At 45.1% G+C, this 20,561-nt stretch carries 14 protein-coding genes and 1 pseudogene; 13 read left to right on the top strand and 2 right to left on the bottom strand.

Features of this window, described 5'->3' with window-relative positions:
* Nucleotides 1–67: 67 nt before the first annotated feature.
* From AAIR98_RS07570 to AAIR98_RS07530, 9 genes and pseudogenes are all read left to right on the top strand, one after another.
* The gene (locus tag AAIR98_RS07570) at nucleotides 68–826 is read left to right on the top strand and encodes an ABC transporter ATP-binding protein (protein WP_423971585.1); all 759 of its coding nucleotides are present in this window, start codon (nucleotides 68–70) and stop codon (nucleotides 824–826) included.
* A complete protein-coding gene (locus AAIR98_RS07565) occupies nucleotides 804–1,745 on the top strand; it encodes an ABC transporter ATP-binding protein (RefSeq protein WP_423971584.1) in 942 nt (313 codons plus the stop codon). The genes AAIR98_RS07570 and AAIR98_RS07565 overlap by 23 nt, the downstream gene beginning before the upstream one ends.
* Nucleotides 1,742–2,881, top strand: a complete 1,140-nt coding sequence (locus AAIR98_RS07560) for an ABC transporter permease (RefSeq protein WP_423971583.1) — start codon at nucleotides 1,742–1,744, stop codon at nucleotides 2,879–2,881. Before AAIR98_RS07565 ends, AAIR98_RS07560 begins: the two co-directional genes overlap by 4 nt.
* Nucleotide 2,882: 1 nt before the next feature.
* Nucleotides 2,883–3,995, top strand: coding sequence for an ABC transporter permease (locus AAIR98_RS07555; RefSeq protein ID WP_423971582.1), 1,113 nt, complete (start codon nucleotides 2,883–2,885; stop codon nucleotides 3,993–3,995).
* Between the two features lie 367 nt (nucleotides 3,996–4,362).
* On the top strand, nucleotides 4,363–7,767 hold the full coding sequence (locus tag AAIR98_RS07550; protein ID WP_423971581.1) for an acyl-[ACP]--phospholipid O-acyltransferase: 3,405 nt from the start codon (nucleotides 4,363–4,365) through the stop codon (nucleotides 7,765–7,767).
* 21 nt (nucleotides 7,768–7,788) lie between these two features.
* Entirely contained in the window at nucleotides 7,789–8,814 is a 1,026-nt protein-coding gene (locus tag AAIR98_RS07545) for an NAD(P)-dependent oxidoreductase (RefSeq protein ID WP_423971580.1), read from the top strand.
* Nucleotides 8,815–9,217: 403 nt separating this feature from the next.
* On the top strand, nucleotides 9,218–10,039 hold the full coding sequence (gene dapF / locus AAIR98_RS07540) for a diaminopimelate epimerase (protein ID WP_423971579.1): 822 nt from the start codon (nucleotides 9,218–9,220) through the stop codon (nucleotides 10,037–10,039).
* Nucleotides 10,039–11,271, top strand: a complete 1,233-nt coding sequence (locus AAIR98_RS07535) for an LL-diaminopimelate aminotransferase (protein ID WP_423971578.1) — start codon at nucleotides 10,039–10,041, stop codon at nucleotides 11,269–11,271. Before dapF ends, AAIR98_RS07535 begins: the two co-directional genes overlap by 1 nt.
* A gap of 12 nt (nucleotides 11,272–11,283) precedes the next feature.
* Nucleotides 11,284–12,341, top strand: a pseudogene (locus AAIR98_RS07530) (NAD(P)H-dependent amine dehydrogenase family protein).
* 586 nt (nucleotides 12,342–12,927) lie between these two features.
* Here the strand turns inward: AAIR98_RS07530 and AAIR98_RS07525 are convergent.
* On the bottom strand, nucleotides 12,928–13,155 hold the full coding sequence (locus AAIR98_RS07525; RefSeq protein ID WP_423971577.1) for a hypothetical protein: 228 nt from the start codon (nucleotides 13,153–13,155) through the stop codon (nucleotides 12,928–12,930).
* Nucleotides 13,156–13,242: 87 nt separating this feature from the next.
* Between AAIR98_RS07525 and AAIR98_RS07520 the strand changes: the two genes are divergently transcribed.
* The 3 genes from AAIR98_RS07520 (at nucleotide 13,243) to AAIR98_RS07510 (ending at nucleotide 18,096) form a co-directional block, all read left to right on the top strand.
* Nucleotides 13,243–14,475, top strand: a complete 1,233-nt coding sequence (locus tag AAIR98_RS07520) for a hypothetical protein (RefSeq protein ID WP_423971576.1) — start codon at nucleotides 13,243–13,245, stop codon at nucleotides 14,473–14,475.
* Nucleotides 14,476–14,725: 250 nt separating this feature from the next.
* Nucleotides 14,726–17,464 (top strand): cation-transporting P-type ATPase, encoded by a 2,739-nt coding sequence (locus AAIR98_RS07515; RefSeq protein WP_423971575.1) that lies wholly within the window; start codon nucleotides 14,726–14,728, stop codon nucleotides 17,462–17,464.
* A 188-nt stretch (nucleotides 17,465–17,652) separates the two neighbouring features.
* Nucleotides 17,653–18,096 (top strand): hypothetical protein, encoded by a 444-nt coding sequence (locus AAIR98_RS07510; protein ID WP_423971574.1) that lies wholly within the window; start codon nucleotides 17,653–17,655, stop codon nucleotides 18,094–18,096.
* Between the two features lie 413 nt (nucleotides 18,097–18,509).
* On the opposite strand, the gene AAIR98_RS07505 is transcribed toward AAIR98_RS07510, so the two are convergent.
* Nucleotides 18,510–19,193 (bottom strand): peroxiredoxin, encoded by a 684-nt coding sequence (locus tag AAIR98_RS07505; protein WP_423971573.1) that lies wholly within the window; start codon nucleotides 19,191–19,193, stop codon nucleotides 18,510–18,512.
* A 289-nt stretch (nucleotides 19,194–19,482) separates the two neighbouring features.
* On the opposite strand from AAIR98_RS07505, the gene AAIR98_RS07500 reads away from it, so the two are divergent.
* Nucleotides 19,483–20,541, top strand: coding sequence for an HD-GYP domain-containing protein (locus AAIR98_RS07500; protein ID WP_423971572.1), 1,059 nt, complete (start codon nucleotides 19,483–19,485; stop codon nucleotides 20,539–20,541).
* Nucleotides 20,542–20,561 lie beyond the last annotated feature (20 nt).

The raw sequence follows: 20,561 nt of genomic DNA, 5'->3' as shown, positions 1-20,561 counted from the left end.
TATTGTGTACATCACCCTCACCCCGGCCCTCTCCCCTAAGAGGGAGAGGGGGAAAAATAAAAGAACAATGTCAAAACTAGGATTAATTATGTCTACGAGCGTAACCGTTAATAACGTTGATAAATATATGAAAACCACGCTTGCTTTGAGCGGGGTGTCAACGGAATTTAAAGATGATACTATTGACGGCATCATCGGCCCTAACGGCGCGGGCAAAACTACGCTTATAAGGCTGCTGTCCTCGCTGCTTACGCCTGCAAAAGGCAGTATTGAATACACTATAGACGGCGTTAAAATGGCGCCCGCGCAGGCTAAAAACGCAATAGCATACTTCCCGCAGGAGCCAAGTTTATATCCTGATTTAAGCTGCCAAGAGCACTTGGAATTTTTTAGGGATTTATACTCCATTAACGCGCAGGAATTTAAAAAACGCAGTGACGAACTTTACGAGGCCACCAGCCTGGGCAGGTTTAGAGACCGCAGGGCGGGGCAGCTATCGGGCGGTATGTATAAAAAACTGGGGCTTATGTGTGTGCTGCTCAACAGCCCGCGTGTGCTTCTTTTAGACGAACCTACCATAGGCGTGGACCCTGTAAGCAGGCGTGAGTTGTGGGATTTAGTTAACAAATTTTCGGCGGGGAATATGAATGTTATTATGAGTACTTCATATATGGACGAGGCCGCCCGCTGCGGGCGCGTACACGTGCTTGCGGCGGGCAAGCTTATTACTGTAGATACCCCGGCTAATATAATGAGCAAATACAAATTAAATAAATTTGAAGATATTTTTTTAAGGAAAGAAAATGACGCAGACAACGCAAAATGAAATTATAAGGGTGGAAAACCTGGTAATAGCCTTTGGCAGTTTTAAGGCTGTTAACGATATCTCTTTTGAGGTTAACAAAGGGGAGATATTTGGCTTTCTTGGCGCAAACGGCGCGGGTAAAACCACCACTATCAGGACAATCTGCGGCATACTTAACCCTACCTCAGGCAAAGTGTTTGTTAACGGGCGCGACGTATCGGCAGACACCAGCACGCTTAAGCCGCACATCGGCTACATGTCGCAAAAGTTTACTTTATATAAAGATTTAACGGTAAAAGAAAATATGGAGTTTGCCGGCGCGCTTTATGACATGAACCCGAAAGACGTGGAAAAACGCAGTAAAGAACTTTTTAAATTTATTGATTTTACTTATGATGAGGACACTATAGTGGCCTCGCTTTCGGGCGGGGTTAAGCAGATGGTGTCTTTGTGTGCCACGCTGCTGCATAACCCGGACCTTGTGTTTTTAGACGAGCCCACGGCAGGAGTATCGCCGCAGGTGCGCGTAGCGTTTTGGGGGCTTATACGCAATTTGGCTAAAGAAGGCAAAACAATTTTTGTTACCACCCATTATATGGACGAGGCCGCCTACTGCGATAGAATTGTGCTTATGAACATGGGTAAAATAGTGGCCTTTGGCACGCCGGCCGAGCTTACCCAAAAATACTTTCCGCATGATTTTGTGGAACTTGCTTTTAACGCGGACGCTGCCCGTGAAGATATTAAAAATAAAATTAACCAAGCGGGTTTTGCCAAGGCAGAGTCTTACGGCCTTGAGGTACGCGCGGAGATAACGGACAAAGCGGCCTTTGATAAATTTGCCGCCGAAAATAAAAATATTTTTACGGTAAAAGATTCGCCCGCCACGCTTGAGGACGTATTTTTAAAAGTAGTCAGCAATAAGGCGGTGGAAGCATGAAAACATTTTTAACAAGAGTGCGCTCTATAGCTATAAAAGAGTTTCGCCATATAGTGCGCGACCCTTTTACCCTTGCCGTCGCGCTTGCGCTGCCTATTATATTTGTAGGCTTTTTTGGTTTTATTATTGACCTGGACTATAAGCATATGCGTATTAATGTACGTGATAATGATATGAGTATGGAGTCACGCAGGTTTTTATATATATTTTCCGCCTCCGGCTATTTTGACGTTACGCCCGTGCATACGCCGCTGGAGGCCGACCAGTCGCTTGAGCGAAATATTTTCCCGGGCTTAATGATAATAGAAAAAGATTTTGGCAAAAGAATAAAAATGGCCGACCCTGACCGCCCCGCCAAGGTGCAGCTTATGATAGACGGCAGCGACAACGGCAAAGCGGGTATTATGATTCAATACGTTAACGGCATAGTGCAGGAGGCCGCCAAGGTTTTTGCCGACAAATCCGCCCCGCCGCAACAGGGGCTCAGCGCCGATCTGGTGCGTACAAGATTTTTGTTTAACCCCGAGCTTAACAGCCACTGGTTTGTGGTGCCCGCATTAAGCACTATTATTATAGGTTTGCTGGCTATTTTACTCACTGCGCTTACGGTAGCTAAAGAGTGGGAAAACGGGTCTATGGAGCTGCTGCTGTCCACGCCTGTAAACCCTATGGAAATTGTGGTGGGCAAGCTGGCGCCGTATTTTGTGCTTAGTTTTTTTAATATTTTACTTGTATTCGCAATTGCGGTGCTGGTATTTAAAATACCGTTTGTGGGCAGCTTTTTGCTCTATTTAATAGCGTGTACTATTTATATTTTAGGGTCTTTGGCGCTGGGTATTTTGATATCCATTGCCACACGCTCTCAGCAAGCGGCTATACAGTTTGCTTTTGCCATAGGGCTACTGCCGGCGTTTGTGTTCTCCGGCTTTATTTTCCCTATAGAAAATATGCCTGTGTTTTTTAGGGCGTTTACATTCATTTTCCCGCAAAGGTGGTTTTTGCAGGCAAGCAGAAGTTTGTTTTTAAGCGTGGACAGCTTTAACGCGCTTGCAATGCCGTTTTTGTGTTTAATTATATTTTCAACGCTGATGGTTTTTATGAGCGTAAAAAGATTTAAGACGGACGTGGAGCCATAAAATGCGTAAAAATATCATACTCGGTTTTTTTAAAAAAGAATACAAGCAAATAAAACGCGACCCAAAGATGATCGCGGCCATATTCTTTGTGCCCGTACTGCAAAGCGTGCTGTTTGGCCTGGCGCTTACAAGTGAGGTTAAAAATATAGAGTTTGTTGTAGTAGGCAAACCTACCCGCATGACAGAGCGCGTGCAAACCCGCGCCATAGCCAGCGGCTGGTTTAAAGAAGTAAAACATGTTGACCCTTACAGCGTGTCTAACCCCGCCGACCTGCTTATTTCACGCAAAGCCGAGGCCGTGCTTGTTGTGCCTAAAGAGGGCGCGGAAGCAGCTGTGGAAAAGGGCGACAAACCCTTTCAGCTTTTAGTAAACGCCACAAACGCCATGCGCGCGCAGCAGGTGGACGGCTACATAAAAAGTTTGCTTATGGAAGTAGTGGCCGAGGAGTACCCGCAGGCGGCCGCAGCCGGGCCTATACGGTTAGACACCCGTATTATGTTTAACCATTATATGAGCACGCCGTATTTTATGATACCGGCCATCATGGCCATGAGCGGGTTTGTAGTGCTTATGGTAGTGTGCAGTATGGCTGTGTGTAAAGAGAAAGAAATGGGCACTATGGAAAAGCTTATTTCCTCGCCCGCTACCTCGCTGGAAATTACCGTGGGCAAAACTTTACCCTACTTTTTTATGGGGCTGATAATAGTGGCGTTTATTATGATAATAGGCGTTACTGTGTTTGCCGTGCCGTTTAGGGGGCATTTGCTGCAGCTGATTGTTACGGCGGTGCTGTTTGTGGCGTCGTCACTGTCGGTCGCTCTGCTTGTTTCTACCATAGCGTCTAACCAGCAGCAGGCTATGATGGGCTGCTTTATGTACCTGCTGCCAACTATACTTTTGTCGGGCACGTTCTTCCCGGTGGAAAACATTCCCGCCGCTGTGCGCTGGCTGTGTTATGTGCACCCTATGACTTACTCTGTAACTAATTTTAGAAACATTATGCTTAAAGGCGGCGACATGGTTAACTTTATGCAGTATTCGGGAGTGCTGCTTTTCTTCGCCGTAACGCTAAGTATTATTGCTTACAAAAACTTCAAGTCCAAGCTTAATTAATTCTCCCTCCCATTCTTCCTTGTTGGACGAAAAGCGAGACAAGCCTGTCGAGGGTATCAATAGGCCCATCCCTCTCCCTTGTTGGACGGGAGAGGGAAGCGAACGGCGTGAGCAGGGAGAGGGTGAATATGAGTAGTAATCTGCGTACAATGTTTATTTATAAATCCCCGCCCAATATTACAACACGACAATATGTGCCGTAGATTTAAGCGGAAGTTCTATGCGCAGCATACTACTCATATTCACCCTCACCCCAACCCTCTCCCATCCAACAAGGGAGAGGGGGAACAGCGTTTTGCCTAAATTGTTATAATATAAATATACTTATTTAGGCTGCGCCCAAGCATGCGCGCGCCTGGGAGACATGATGATAAAACTAACAGACATATTTAAAAACCGCGGGTTCTTTGGTTTACTGGCGGCGCATTTCTTTGGTATTTTTAATGACAATATATTCAGGACGGCCTTTGTATCCTTTGTAGTTTATAAGATTTACGCTTTAAGCGCGGCCGACCAGTGGTTTTGGATGTTTTTGGGACTGTTCTTTTTTATAGTCCCGTTTTTTATTTTTTCCGCTTTCGCGGGCGAAGTGGGCGACAAAATAGGCAAAGACACCGTTATCAAATACGCCAAACTTGTTGAACTTTTTGTTTTTGTACTCTTTGTAGTCGGCCTAAAACTGGCCAGCGTAAAATTTTTAATTTTTGTTTTGTGCTTAAAAGGTATGCAGTCGGCGTTTTTCAGCCCTGTTAAATACAGTATTCTTATGGATGTTGTGGGCAAAGACAGCCTGCTTGGCGCTAACGCCAACTTTACTGTGTTTTCCTGCATAGCGTTATTTTTTGGCATGGTGGCGGGGCCGTATTTGGTAAATACTAATATTATTATTTGGCTGATGGGGCTTTCCGCCGTATTAGGGTTACTCTTCTCACTTTTAGTGCCGCCTGTGCCTATAGCTGACCCGGGGCGCAAAATAAGCTTAAACTTTATTAAAATTAACCTGCTTAACTTCCGCCTTGCTTTCCACTCCAGAGATATTTTTTTATGTACGCTTGGCATAGCGTGGTTTTGGCTGTGTTCCAGCGTGCTTGCCACGCAATTGCAGGCATTTACAATAGAGGCCTTTAGCCCCAACAATAAAATATTTTCATACTTACTGTTAGTGGCGGCCGGCGATTTAGCTTGCGGCGCGGTGGGCGCGAAAGTACTGCTTAAAGGCGAGGTTAATACCAGGTTTGCCCCGCTTAGCGTAGTGCTTATGACAATATTTGTAGTAGACCTTGCCGTCGCGCTTTCTAATGTGCTGCCACACGCGGGTGTTTATTATTTCTCACACTTTTTTTGGAATTTTGGCAAGAGAATTTGCCTTGATATCTTTTTAGCGGCGTTTTTTGGCGGTATTTTTATTGTGCCTATTAACGCTATGTTGCAGGCCGTTGCCAAGCGCAAGGTGCGCACCCGTATGCTGGCCATGTGTTACCTGGCTATAACGACATTTGTTGTGGCGGGCGGCGTGGTGTCTTATTCTTTTATCAGCATGGGTTTTAGCAGCAGTTTTATTTTAAGTATTTTGGCGCTGATGAATGTACTGTTCTCAATAGGCATAGTTATGCTGCTGCCTAAGCATATTATACGCTCCGTCATTACCACGGTGCTGGACTTTATGTACGGCATTGAAATTAACGGCCTTGAAGAGTTTAGGGCGCATAAGAAAAACGCCGTTATTGTTGCTAACCAGAACTCGCTTTTAGACCCGCTTATTTTGGCGGTATTTTTACCGGGCAGGCCGTTTTTCGCGGTGGAAACGTCGGTAGCTAAAAAGTTTTGGATACGCCCATTCCTCAGCCTCATACGCTACTACACCGTAGACCCTACCAACGCCATGGCCGTTAAAAGTATTATAGACGAAGTTAAAAAAGGCAACAAGGTTGTCGTATTCCCAGAGGGCCGCGTAAGCACCACCGGCGGCGTTATGAAGATACACCCCGGTCTTGCCTTAATAGCTGAGCGCAGCGGGGCCGATATTATACCTATATCTATAGAAGGTTCACAGTATTCCGCGTTTGCCAACCTTGGCACTAATTTAAAAAATAAAGGCAAAACCAAAATCACGGTTAACATTTTACCCGCGCGCAAGCTTAAAATTAACGAAGGTTTAAAAAGCTCCCAGCGCCGCGCCGCCGCCGAAAACGAACTTTATGACATAATGACATACATGAAGTTTAAAAGCAGTAAGACAGACCAGACTATCTTTACCAGCCTCATAGATTCCCGCTACAGAATGGGCTACCGCTTTAAGTTTATGGAAGACATAGGCAGGAAGGAAATTTCCTTTGGTACTGTTATCACAGGCGCCTTTGTGCTGGGTAAAGAGATGAGCAAAAAAACCGCGCCGGGTGAATATGTTGGCGTAATGCTGCCCACTACCAACGCCTGCGCAATAACGTTTTTAGGTTTGCACGCGTTTTCCCGCGTGCCTGCTATGATTAACTTTTCCACAGGTGTTAAAAACGTGTGCGATTCCTGCGCTACGGCGGGTATTAAAACGGTTTATTCAGCTAAAAAGTTTGTGTTGCAGGCTGACATGCAGCCTATGGTAGACGCGCTGCGCGCCAGCGGTGTGGAAGTTATTTATTTGGACGAACTTAAAATAAGTATATTTGCCAAGCTTACGGGTCTGTTGGCTTCATTCTTTCCAAGAATGTATTACGCTTTTAGAAATAATATCGCCAGCCCTAACGACCCCGCGGTACTCCTTTTTACCTCAGGTTCAGAGGGTACGCCTAAGGCGGTCGCGCTCAGCCACAAAAATATTTTGTCTAACGCTTCACAAGTTTCCAGCGTTATTCCGTTTAACTATGACGACAGAATGTTTTGTTGTATGCCGCTGTTCCACTCTTTTGGTTTAACGGGCGGGTTTATGGTGCCGCTTATGTGCGGGTTTAAGGTTTTCTTTTACCCTTCGCCGTTGCACTATCACGTTATCCCACAACTGGTGTATGAGACAAGTTCAACCATACTTTTTGCCACAGATACCTTTTTGGCCGGGTATGCTAAAACCGCGCACCCCTATGACTTTTACAGCGTGCGCTATGTAGCCATAGGCGCCGAGAAATTGAAAGAAGAAAACCTAAATACCTGGGCCCGTAAGTTTGGCATAAGAGTATTAGAACTTTACGGCGCGACGGAAACCTCGCCCGGTATTTCCGTAGCCAGCCCTATGCATTACAATTACGGCAGCGTGGGCAGATTGCTGCCCGGTTTAGAATACCGATTAGACCCTGTGGAAGGTATTGAAGAGGGCGGCCGCCTGGTTGTAAAAGGCGACAACGTAATGTTAGGCTACATTCTTTCTGATAACCCCGGCGTAATACAACCGCCCAAAGACGGCTGGTATGACACCGGCGACATTGTAGATGTGGATGAAGACGGCTTTATTTATATTAAAGGCCGCGCCAAACGCTTTGCTAAAGTGGCGGGCGAAATGGTGCCCATGCTGGCGGTGGAAACACAGCTTTCTAACCTCTGGCCTGAAGCGGGGCACGCCATTATCTCTATCCCAGATGATAAACGCGGCGAGCAGCTGGTGCTTTACACCACGCAGGCCGGGGCCGCGAGGGCCGATATTCTTAAATACTTTAAAGAAAAGGGCCTGCCTGAGCTATTTGTGCCCAAACTGGTAAAAATTATAGACGCTATACCTTTAACAGGTTCGGGTAAAACAAATTATGTTGAATTAACGGAGAAAGCTAAGCAGGAATTTGGCGCTTAACTTTTTTGTTAAGGAGGGTATATGAAAGTAGTATTTTTTAACGTAACAAGCGTTAAGCCGGACCTTAGTATTTTTGACGCTTCTAAGGTAAAAATAGAAATAATACAGACGGAAAAAAGCCCGTTTGAAATTACCGAAAGCGACAATATGTACGACGCCGACGCTATAACGGTATTTGACATGAACAGAAAGTTGGACGCTAAAGAACTGGCTAAATTTCCTAATTTAAAATTTATCGGCTGCCGTTCAACCGGTTATGATAATTTGGATTTGGAATACTGTAAAGCGCATGGTGTGCGTGTGTTTAACGTGCCTAATTACGGTGAAACCACGGTGGCGGAATATACAATAGCCTTAATTCTTGCGCTTACCAGGTTTATAGTGCGCGCTAATAATGATATGAAAAACGGCCTAAAAATTGACTTTAACAATTATATCGGCCGTGACCTTTCCGCCTGGACGCTTGGTGTTATAGGCATGGGCGCCATTGGCAGAAGCGTGGCTAAAAAGGCTATTTCGCTGGGGTTAAAAGTGGTTGCGTATGACCCGTACCCGTCTAAAGATTATGAAATGCTGTTAGGCTTTAAATATGTGTCACTTGAAGAGCTTATAAAAACCTCTGACATAATTTCACTGCACAGCCCGTCTACTAAAGAGAACTACCATTTACTGTGCGAAAAGACTTTCGCTATGATGAAAGACGGCGTTTATATTATTAACACCGCCCGTGGTGATTTGATAGATAACAAAGCGCTTTATGAGGCCTTGCTCAGCGGTAAAGTTGCCGGCGCCGCGCTTGACGTGCTGGAAGACGAGGGGCTTATTATTAAAAAAGATAATCTTGAACAAATAAAAGAAACCAGCCGGGAGGAGCTTATAACATTCTCCGTTAACACCAAACTTATGGACCTTAAAAATGTTATCGTCACCCCGCATATTGCTTTTGATACGCTCGACGCCAGGCAGAGGATTATGAACCAGAGCTGCCATAATGTGCTCTACTATTATAACCCAGACCTGGGCAAACCCAGCGAACCTAAAATATAACTGCAACAACTTAGCCCCGCCATACGGCGGGGCTTATTTCTCTTCGCGTCTCCGGGTGTCGCTCCCTTCTTCGCTTGGTTTTCATCAGCGGTTTAAATTTTCATCGGATTTTGGCGGATTTTCGTTTTTCTTTGCACTCACCGTACGCTTCGCCTTAAGTACTTGTTCGCACAAAGAAAAACGAAAATCCGCTCAAACTCCTGTGAAAATTTTCTTATATAACGGCATTTTTAACAACAAAGATGAATGCTGCTCCACGGCACAAATTTAATTCCTCTCCCTCTTAGGGGAGAGGGGAGGGTGAGGGTGATATACACAAAATATTGTTGTTCATTTATTGTGACAATACGGCTTTGATAAATATATAATAAAAGTAAGGGGATTCTAACTTAAAGGAGCGTTTATGAAGTTTACAAAATGGCAGGGTTTAGGTAATGACTTTGTTGTTATAAATAACCTGGGCGGTGAGCTGCGTGACGCGGCCGAACTGGCCAAAAGAATATGCGACAGGCACTTTGGCATAGGCGCAGACGGCCTTATATTAATAGAAAACAGCGCTCTGGCGGACTTTAAAATGCGCATTATAAACGCCGACGGCACGGAGCCTGAAATGTGCGGCAACGGCCTAAGATGCGCAGCTAAGTTTATAGACGAGTACGACCTGACGGGCAAAACTAAACTAACCATAGAAACTCTTGCCGGTATAATGGAACCTGAGATTTTAAGTGACGGCCTTATACGCGTTAACATGGGCGTGCCCAGGCTAAAACGTTCTGAAATACCCGTGGCGGGTACGGACAGCGAGTCCGCCCAAAACATTGTACTTAACATAGGCGGGCACAGCGTAACGGGCACGGCGGTGTCTATGGGCAACCCGCATTTTGTAATTTTTACCGAACACCTTGAGGACGAGGTTATCCGCGGCGTAGGCCCGCTGGTGGAAGAGCACGAGATGTTCCCCAAAAAAACTAACGTGGAATTTATAAAAATTATAGACCGCAAAAACATACGCATGCGCGTGTGGGAGCGCGGTGTTGGCGTTACGCTTGCCTGCGGCACCGGCGCTTGCGCCAGCGCGGTGGCGTGCATTTTAGCGGGGGAAACTGACAATGAGATAACCGTTAAGCTTGACGGCGGCGGCCTGCTGATTGCCTGGAACGGCGAGGGCCAGCCCATATATATGACCGGCCCCGCCATAGAAGTTTTTACAGGGGAATTTAACTGATGACTAAATTAAATGAAAATTACCAAAAGCTTGAAAACAATTATCTTTTTGCCGCAATAACAAAAAAAGTGGAAGAGTTTAAAGCCGCTAACCCGCAGGCGGACATAATACGCTTAGGCATTGGCGACGTTACTCTGCCATTGCCACACGCATGTATTGAGGCTATGAAGCGTGCTGCCGACGATATGGGCCGTATGGAAACATTTCAAGGTTACGGGCCGTACGAGGGGTACGATTTTTTAAGAAATAAAATCGCGCAGTTTGACTATAAAGAGCGCGGCGTAAATATTGAGGCGGACGAAATTTTTGTAAGCGACGGCGCCAAGAGCGACACCGCCAACTTTCAGGAACTTTTCAGCATAAAAAACACTATCGCCATTACCGACCCTGTGTACCCCGTTTACTTAGACAGCAATGTTATAGCGGGCAGAACGGGCATTGCCAAAAACGGCAAGTACGGCAAAGTTATTTACATGCCGTGTACGGCCAAAAATAATTTTTCGCCGGACTTACCTAAAAAGCACGCCGACATTATTTACCTTTGCAGCCCCAATAACCCCACAGGTACGGCGTTAAGTAAAGACGCTCTTACAGCCTGGGTAAATTACGCCATAGAACATAAAAGCGTAATTATGTATGACTCCGCCTACGAGGCGTTTATACAAGACCCGTCCGTGCCGCGCAGTATTTATGAGATTGAGGGCGCCAAAAAGGTGGTGGTAGAGTTCCGCTCATTTTCAAAAACAGCGGGGTTTACGGGCACACGCTGCGCCTACACCGTTATCCCCAAAGAACTTGTTGTAGAAGTGGAAGACGGCAGCAAAAAAGATTTAAACTCAATGTGGCTAAGACGCCAGGCAACCAAGTTTAACGGCGTACCCTATATAATACAGCGCGGGGCCGAGGCCGTGTATAGCGAAGAGGGGCAAAAAGAAGTTAAGGCCAACATTGCCTACTACCTTGAAAACGCCAAAATTATAAGGGACGGCGTAAGCAAAATTAAGGGCATTAAGGCGTACGGCGGCGTTAACGCGCCGTATATTTGGCTAAAACTGCCTAAGGGCGTAACTTCTTGGCAATTTTTTGATATGCTGTTAGATAAGGCGCATGTTGTGGGTACGCCGGGCTCCGGCTTTGGCCCGCACGGGGAAGGCTACTTCCGCCTTACGGCTTTTAATACAAGAGAAAGAACGCTTGAAGCTGTTGAAAGAATTAAAAATATGACTCTGTAAACAGGAGGACTTATGAAAGGGAAAATGAGGGTAGCGCAATACGGCTGCGGTAAAATGGCCGTATACAGCATGAGATATGTGTATGAGAAAGGGGGGAGATTGTAGCCGCTTTTGACATGAACCCTAAAGTAATAGGTAAAGACATAGGCGACATTATTGGCGGCGGCAAAAAAGGCGTAGTAGTGCAGGACGCTAAAGACGCCGATAAAACGCTTGCCGCGCTTAAGCCTGCGGCCTGCATAATAACAACTACCAGTTTAATAGGGGAAGTGGAAGACGCTTTTGCCGTCTGCGCCAAAAACGGCGTTAACGCTATTTCAACTTGTGAGGAAGCGTTTTTCCCGGGCAACTCTAACCCGGCGGTAACAAAACGCCTGCATGATTTAGCTAAAAAAAATAATTGCACGCTGTGCGGCAGCGGCTACCAGGACGTGTTTTGGGGTAACCTTATAACCACGCTTGCGGGCGCCACGCATACAATTAAAAAGATTAAAGGCAAATCCAGCTACAACGTAGAAGATTACGGCATAGCGCTGGCAAAAGTACACGGCGCGGGGTTAGACTTAGGCGCTTTTGATAAAGAAATAGCTTCCGCAGACAGAATATCAGAGGCTGACAGAAAAAAGATTATAGACAGCGGCAAATTCGCCCCGTCTTATATGTGGAATGTAAACGGCTGGCTGTGCGAGGCCCTTGGCCTTACAATAGTAAGCCAAACGCAAAAGTGCGTACCGCAAACTTATAAGACTGATTTAAAAAGCGAGACGCTTGGCATGACAATAACCGCCGGGCACGCCACTGGTATGTCGGCCGTGGTTACCACAACCACAAAAGAGGGGATAGTGATTGAGGCTGAGTCAATTGGCAAAGTATACGGGCCAGACGAGTTCGACCAAAACGACTGGACGCTGGAGGGCGAGCCTAATACACAGGTAGTAATTAACCGCCCTGCCACGGTGGAGCTTACCTGCGCAACAGTGGTTAACCGCCTGCCTGATTTGATAGCGGCGGAACCAGGTTATACCACAACAGACAAAATGCCCACCCCAAGATACAGATTAAAAATATAAGTGGAGTAAGCCCCGCTCATTCGAGCGGGGCTTGTTTTATGATTTTTTCTATTCCTTATTCCATGGCAATCTAGCTTCCAATTTTGAGCGCTTTTTTATTTTCCAAACCTTGCCGTACGCTTCGCACTAAGTACTGTCTGCGGTCTGGAAAATAAAAAATCACTTCAAAATTGAAAGCGATGTATAAATGAAGCTTATCACACTTCCGTTGTGGGTTCTATTTTTTACGACACTTATTTTATTGTGGTGTATATAAAATCCCCTCGCTCCATCGGGAAAGTGAGTAAAGCCTTGCGACCGTATCAATTGGTATTCCCTCGCCCCACCGGGGGAGAGGGCGTGAGCGTAGCGAGCGGGTGAGGGGGTATTTTTTAGTTATAAAATTTTATTAATTTATAAATATTAGAGAGTACAGTCTGTAGAGGCTTTTGTATATGATATTAGATAAAACCCCCCGCTCATTTGAGCGGGGGGGTTGCTTCGCAAAACTCAGATTTTGAATATTTCGGACTATCCAAAATAAAAGACTTTCAAAATCTAACTTATTGATACGGCCGTCCGGTTGGGCGGCCTTTTGTTTTAAAACTTATTCCTGGCCGAAACCTTCAAAGTTTTTGCCGCCGTGTTCTATAACACAGTTTTTAATTATTAACGAAGCGTTTTCTGCGTTGGTAAGGTTGAGTGTACCGCCTTTAGCCTGGGGGACATCCTCAGCCGCCGTACCTTTGAAATACGTGTCCACGCCTTTATCTATAGCTTCTACATTTGATACTTCAATTTCTTTACCGTCGATTGATAATTTACCTTTAAACATAAGCCACCCCTTTAATAGTTTTTACTTACACCCCTATTATAAAATAATTATTCTGTTTTGTGACATTATTTTTAATATAATTTTTATATGAAAAGATTACTTATAGCAGTTGGCGTTATTTTTGTAATATCCACCCTTTTCTTAGTGGCGCAGATAAGAAGAGTGTTGCCTAAGCAAAGCCTGCCGCAGTCGGTTAAGGCGGAAGACGTTTTTGTGCCCGGGCCGGAAGCTGAGGGCGCAGACGGCAAAAAAACCCCAAAGCGCACGCTTATTTTTGTGCCCGTGCTAAACGCTGTTATGCCAAACGGCGTTAACACCGTGTACGCCGCGCCGTTTCAAATAGCGTGGGAAAATTTAAAAAATAATACGGTTAAAGAAAGTATTTCACTTTACGGCCTGCCAAGAGTAACTGATTTTTTAAACAGAGAAATGAACAGTAAAGACCTTTTGATACCGCCCGCCTACTTTGCCGCCGCGGATTTTAAACAGGAAAACATTGAAAATAAAGTTGCCTCCGCCGCGCGTAAAAATAAAAACCCTTTAGAAAAAGATGATATAGCCGTTACCAACCCGTTAGACATTGTGGCCTATGGCCATATGTTTAGGGATATTAAGTTTGACCCTAATTTTGAGGAGGGTAAAATAACTTTTAACCCGTCGCAAGGTACCCCGTGGGAAGTAAAGGCCTTTGGCATACACAACTATGACCCGCGTGATAACGCGCAGGCCGAAATGGCGGCGCAGGTTGGCGTAAATTATTATAAAGATGATTCCTACATTTTGACTATTAATGACGCAAACACAATAACCTACAACGGCAAAGAATACGGCAACGAGGTTATTTTAGCCATGCTCCCGCGTGAGCGCACGCTTGCCGCAACCGTATGTGTGGCGCTTGACCTTATGAACAAGCCCGAGCCTTTATCCGCCTGGGACCAGTTTTTAGCGCCTGAAATTGCGTTTAACGATACGCAGCACTATAAAGAACTTGAAAGCAGAAAGGTTTTAAATACCAAGTTTATAACGCAAATGCCCGGCTGTGACTGCGCCGGCACAATATGCAATGGCTGTGAAGCTGTTGTGGGCAAAGCGTTACAGACAACAAAGTTTATTTTAAACGCCGAGGGCTCTTCACCTAAGGCCGCTATGGCGTCCGCGCCGTCTGTTACCGTGCCCGAGCAGCAAAAAAATCCTATCTACAGGACAATGTACTTTGACCGCCCTTTTCTTATTATGATGAGGGAGCCGGGGAAGGAGAGGCCGTATTTTGCGATGTGGGTAGACAATACCGAGCCAATGAACAAAATTAAACCTAAATGAGTTAATCCCCCGCCGTTACGGCGGGGGATTTCTTTTTTAATTTTTCTATTCCTTATTCCACGGCTTTCTAGTTTCCAATTTTGAATGAAAACGATGTATAAATGAAGGTGCTACACACTTCCGTTGTGGTTACTATCTTTTTTGAAAGCACTTATAATGTCAAAATAAAAAAAACATACTAAAGTTATAAAAAAATAATAAAATAAATTATATTTTAATTCTACCGATGGGTAGAAAAAAGGGTAAAATTATGACCGATAACAATCAAAAAGAAACCAAAAAATGGTACGCCGCCACGGCGCAGGACGCGCTTAAAGAACTTGGTGCCGACATGGAACACGGCCTGACGGAGGCCGAAGCCGCGGCCCGCCTTACAAAACACGGCGGCAACACTTTGCCGCAGGGTAAAAGAAAAAGCCCCGTACTGCGTTTTTTAGCGCATTTTAACGATGTTCTTATATATGTGCTTATGGTGGCCGCCGTTATCACCGCTTTGCTTGGCCATTATGTAGATACCGCCGTTATAATTCTGGTAGCCGTAGTAAACGCCTGCATAGGCTTTTTTCAGGAAAACAAGGCCGAGAAAGCTATTGAAAGTATAAAGAGTATGCTCTCACCAAAAGCGCAGGTAATAAGAGACGGCGCCAGGCTTGAAATTGACGCGGCCGAACTTACCATCGGCGACATTGTTATTTTATCTGCCGGCGACAAAATACCCGCTGACTTACGTTTGCTGCGCAGTGAAAACCTTAAAATAGAAGAATCCGCCCTTACGGGCGAGTCTCTGGCTGCCAATAAAAAGCCTGATGTTTTGCCAAAAGACACCATGCTTGGCGACCGCAAAAACATGGCGTTTAGCGGCACCAGCGTGCGCTCAGGCAGCGGGTTAGGCGTTGTAACCGCCATAGGTAAAGATACCGAACTTGGCAAAATTAACCAAATGTTGTCCTCTGTAGAAAAGGTTACCACGCCGCTTATCAGGCAAACGGCGCAGTTTGGTACAACCATATCTATAGCCATAGTTGTGATAGCGGTTGTAGTATTTATATTCGGCTACTTTTTTAGAGACTATGAAACCAGCGAGCTTTTGCTTTCCGTAATAGGCTTAGCCATAGCCGCTATACCTGAGGGCCTTACCGCCATACTGTCCATCATACTCGCCCTTGGCGTGCAGACAATGGCTAAACAGAAGGCAATTGTACGCAGTTTACCTTCTGTGGAAACGCTGGGCTCGGTATCGGTAATATGCTCGGACAAAACAGGCACTCTTACCAAAAATGAGATGACTGTGCAGGCTGTGCAAACCAAAGAAAAGTTTTTTGAAGTAACAGGCACAGGTTACGCGCCCGAGGGGGATATTTTATACGAAGGCAATAAAATAGAACAGGTTAAGTTTGAGCAGGACGAAGTGCTGTGCAAACTTATTAACTGTTTTAACGTGTGTAACGATTCCGCCCTCGGCCTTGATAAAGAAGGCCACTGGAGCGTAAAGGGCGACCCTACCGAGGGCGCGCTTATCACGCTTTACCAAAAAGCCAAAATGGAGCACCGCAATACTCCGCGCCTGTCCACAATACCGTTTGATTCCGAATATAAATACATGGCCACTCTTATTAAAGGGGCTAAAGGTAAAAATATTATTTTTATAAAAGGCGCGCCTGACCGTCTGCTTAACATAGCGCAAAAAGATATTACCTCTAAAGGCGAAGAAGCTTTTGACAAAAAATTTTGGGAAGATAAAATAAGCGAGCTTGCCGCCCAAGGCCTGCGCCTTATTGGCGGCGCGTATAAGGTAGTGGATGAAAATGTTGAGCATATACACCACGATGAAATGCACGACGCTACAGAGTCCGGCAAATATGAGGGCGTAATATTCCTAGGTTTGGCCGGCATGATAGACCCGCCCAGAGAAGAAGCCATAGAAGCCATTAAAGTCTGCCACGAGGCCGGCATCACCGTCAAAATGATAACAGGCGACCATGCCGATACAGCCAAAACAATAGGCAAAAACATGGGCATAGGCGACGGCACCAAAGCCCTGCAAGGCAAAGAGCTTGACGCTATGACTGACGAGGAGTTGGAAGAAGCGGTAGAAAAAAATAATATTTTCGCCCGCACCAGCCCAGAAAACAAACTCAAGCTTGTGCAAGCCTTACAAGCCAGAAAAAAGATTTGCGCCATGACGGGCGACGGCGTTAATGACGCGCCCGCCCTTAAAAAGTCCGACGTAGGCATAGCCATGGGCATAAAGGGCACCGACGTTACCAAAGACGCCGCGGAAATTGTGCTGGCCGACGATAACTTTGCCACCATAGTAACGGCGGTAAAAGAAGGCCGCAGAGTGTATGACAACCTTAAAAAGACTATTCTCTTTATATTGCCTACAAACGGCGCGGAAAGTTTTTTAATTATAGCCAGCATACTTTTTGGCACCATGATGCCGCTGAGCCCTGTGCAAATACTGTGGGTTAATATGGTAACATCGGTAACAATATCGCTGGCGTTGGCCTTTGAAGGGGCGGAACCTGGCATTATGAAACGCGGCCCGCGCGACCCCAATACGCCGCTGCTTGGCGGATATTTTATATGGAGGATTATGTTCCTCTCCGTGTTTATAGGCGGCGGTACGCTGTTTATTAATGTAAACCTGCTTGCCGCGGGCGTGGCGGAAGAAGTGGTAAAAACCATTACACTGCAAACCATAGTTATAACGCAGGCGTTCCACTTGTTCAACAGCAAGAGTATACGCAACTTCGCTTTTAATAAAGACTTTTTTAAAAACAAAGCGGTGTTTGGCGTGTGCGTGCTTATGATGATATTGCAGCTTGGCGTTACGTATATACCGTTTATGAATAGTTTGTTTGGCACCGTGCCGCTGCCGCTGGGCGCGTGGAAGTACCCGGTTGTTTTTGGCGTAATTGTTTTTATAATTGTTGAAATAGAAAAAACAATCATGCGCGCGTGGGACCGCAGACAGGCCGCAAAATAAAAAAATCTAAATTTAAGGCGGTCTGAAAAGGCCGCCTTTTTACGTCTAAAAAATAATAATTTCTATTTAGCGGTCTAGTATAAAGGACCTATAGGCAAAATAGGTCTTTTGGCCCTTGTGAGTGTTTTTGCATAAATATAAAATTTAAGAGTACAAAAAGATTTTAAAACAATAATGGAGACTGAACCATGAAGAAGATAATAGCAATAGTAGCATTAGTATGCATGAGCGCGGTTCTTTTAAACGCCGCCCAAAACCAAGAAGTAAAAACCAGAGTTCTTGATTTAACAACAGAAGCTAAGAACTATGAGCACGGCGCTACATATATTTATAATGTAATAAACCGCCATCTTGAATTTAGAAAAAATATTGTCTTTGAAATTCCTTTCAGCGACGCGAATGTGAATTACACAGGTTATGCTGTTTTTGAATTTAAACAAAAAGTCACTACGGACAACAGGTTTATTGAGTTAAAAGTAAAAACTGTTGATACATATGTAGACTTTCCTAAAGCTAAAATTTGGGTAGAAGAAAAAAGCGATTATAATGAAAAGATGGATACGCTTGACGTGTTTTTCCAGTTTAAAGGACAGGCGACGCCCAAGCGCATGAGAATCATGCTCAAAAAATAATTTACCGCTAAATATTTATAAATAAAAACTCCCCGCAAAACTGCGGGGAGTTTTTTTGTAATCTGTTGAACCTCATACGTTTACGCATGATTCCGTAATGCGCTACTTATGAGCGGTCCATTTGTTGTTAAAAAAGAGATATTGTTTTTTGCCGTTCCCTCAGCGAAGCGTGAGGGTCCCAAGCAATTTAGTGTGCGTGGCGTACATAGGTGTTGTTGCCGCGCACGGCACTTATATTTTGGCTACGCCATTGTGCTTTAGACCATCTGCGCTACACCGCGCGATGGAACGGCATTTATTAAACAAATTATATAGTTGCGAAACTGCCTTTAGTAGTTGGCGGTGAAGAGGGGCGGCCCCGCAGCCCCCCGGCATAGCCGGGGGATATTTATTATTGTTAAATAAACAATTACTTATTTATCTTTTTCGTCCAGCTCTTTGTGGCAGAGCCACCAGTCAAGGTACTCATAGCCGCGGGCTTTGGCCGTTTCTTTGCGCTTTTGTATTTCTTCCATCGTTTTAGGCGCGGGTATGATAACATGGTTTTTGCCAAGAATATCATTGTTAGGCCAGTTGGCCGGGGTAGCCACTTTGTAAGTGTCAGTTACCTGCAGGGCTTTTAATACGCGCAGTATTTCTTCCATATTGCGGCCAACTTCCTGCGGGTAGTATAAAATAAGCCTTACTATGCCTTTGTCGTCCACTATAAATACGGCGCGTACTGTTGTTGTGCCTTTGCCCGGGTGTATAAGCCCCAGTTTGGCGGCTACGGCGCCTGTATCGGCTATAATGGGGAAAGTTATATCAACTTTAAAGTTGTCTTTTATCCATTCCACCCACTTTATGTGTGAAAATACCTGGTCAACGCTTAAGCCTATAAGGTCGCAGTTAAGTTTGTTAAACTCCGGCACCAGCTTTTCAAACGCGGCAAACTCCGTAGTGCAGACCGGCGTAAAATCAGACGGATGGCTGAAGAGTATAAACCACTTGCCCGCGTAGTCGCCCGGCAAATTCTTTTCCCCGTGGGTGGTTTGTACTGTCATTTGTGGGAAAGCGTCCCCCAGCAGCGGCATATTTTTTGCTTCACAATTTTCCATATAACCCTCCATAATGTTCTAGAAAAACATCTTAATTTATATTATAATTTTTTAATAACAAAATCATGTTTCTGTTTTTAACGGGCGTAGCCCGGTAATAATAGAAAAATAATTACTTTATATTATCATTATTTAATTATTGGCTACCACCCTCATTTTCTTCCAATTTTGCTACAATATTATTAATAATATGAATTAATATAAATGATTACATTGGCAAATGGTTTGGCGTACTTAATAAGTTACGGATTTTATATATAAAAAACCCCAATAGGATAAGGAAGGGAATATGGCAAAAGATAAAATACTTATCGTCGACGACATAGAAGTAAACCGTGAAATATTAGTTGAGATTCTGCAGAAGGATTATGAGTTAATCCAGGCTAAAGACGGTATAGAAGCTATAGAGAAAGTTATGCATAACGCGCATGACCTGTCTTTAATACTTCTTGACATAATGATGCCTGAAATGGACGGCTATGAAGTGTTGGAAACACTGTCAAGAAGCGGCTATACAAACAAAATACCCGTTATAATAATTACGGCCTCCGGCGGTAATGAGAACGAGGTTAAAGGCCTTGAAGCCGGCGCCGCTGACTATATTACCAAGCCTTTCTACCCCCAGAGCGTGCTTTGCCGCGTAGAAGCGCAGCTTGAGCTTAGAAAGCACAGAAGACACCTTGAAAAACTGGTAAACGCCAACGTTAAAAAAGTTGTTGAAATGCGTGATACAATGGTAGACTTTTTAGCCTCTATCATTGAATACCGCCACGTAGAATCCGGCGCGCACGTTAAAAGAACGCGTTTAATGGCCGAGGCCCTGCTTAAAGGGGTGGCGGCATCTGGCAAGCTGGACAAAGAAATGGCCGGCGTTGATATGGAAACGGTTTCCAAAGCCGTCGCACTGCATGACGTGGGTAAAATAGGCATACCGGACAATATTCTTTTAAAACCGGGCAAGCTGACGGACGAAGAGTTTGAAGTTATTAAAACACACACCACAATAGGCGGGCAGATTGTCAGCCAGATTGAGGGTGTGCACGATGAGTCTTACTTAAAAGCCTGCCGTGAAATATGCCTGTACCACCATGAACGCTGGGACGGCAAAGGTTACCCGGAGGGCAAAGCCGGGGCGGATATACCTTTGGCCGCGCGCGTTATGGCCGTGGTGGACGTTTACGACGCTCTTACAACTGAAAGGGTATATAAACCCGCTTTTTCGCACGAACAATCTGTAGACCTTATTACCAAAGGTTCCGGCACGCAGTTTGACCCTGTGATAGTAGAGGTTTTCTTACAGAACCAGGAAGCGTTTCGTAAAATAGCAACAGACCCTAAGATGAAATAGTTTTACTTTACAGGCAGCAA

The sequence above is a fragment of the Elusimicrobium simillimum genome (assembly GCF_049639735.1).
In the GTDB taxonomy this organism is placed as follows: Bacteria; Elusimicrobiota; Elusimicrobia; order Elusimicrobiales; family Elusimicrobiaceae; genus Elusimicrobium; species Elusimicrobium simillimum.
The sequence above is the reverse complement of the archived record's forward strand: the minus strand, read 5'-3'. Positions and strand labels throughout refer to the sequence as shown.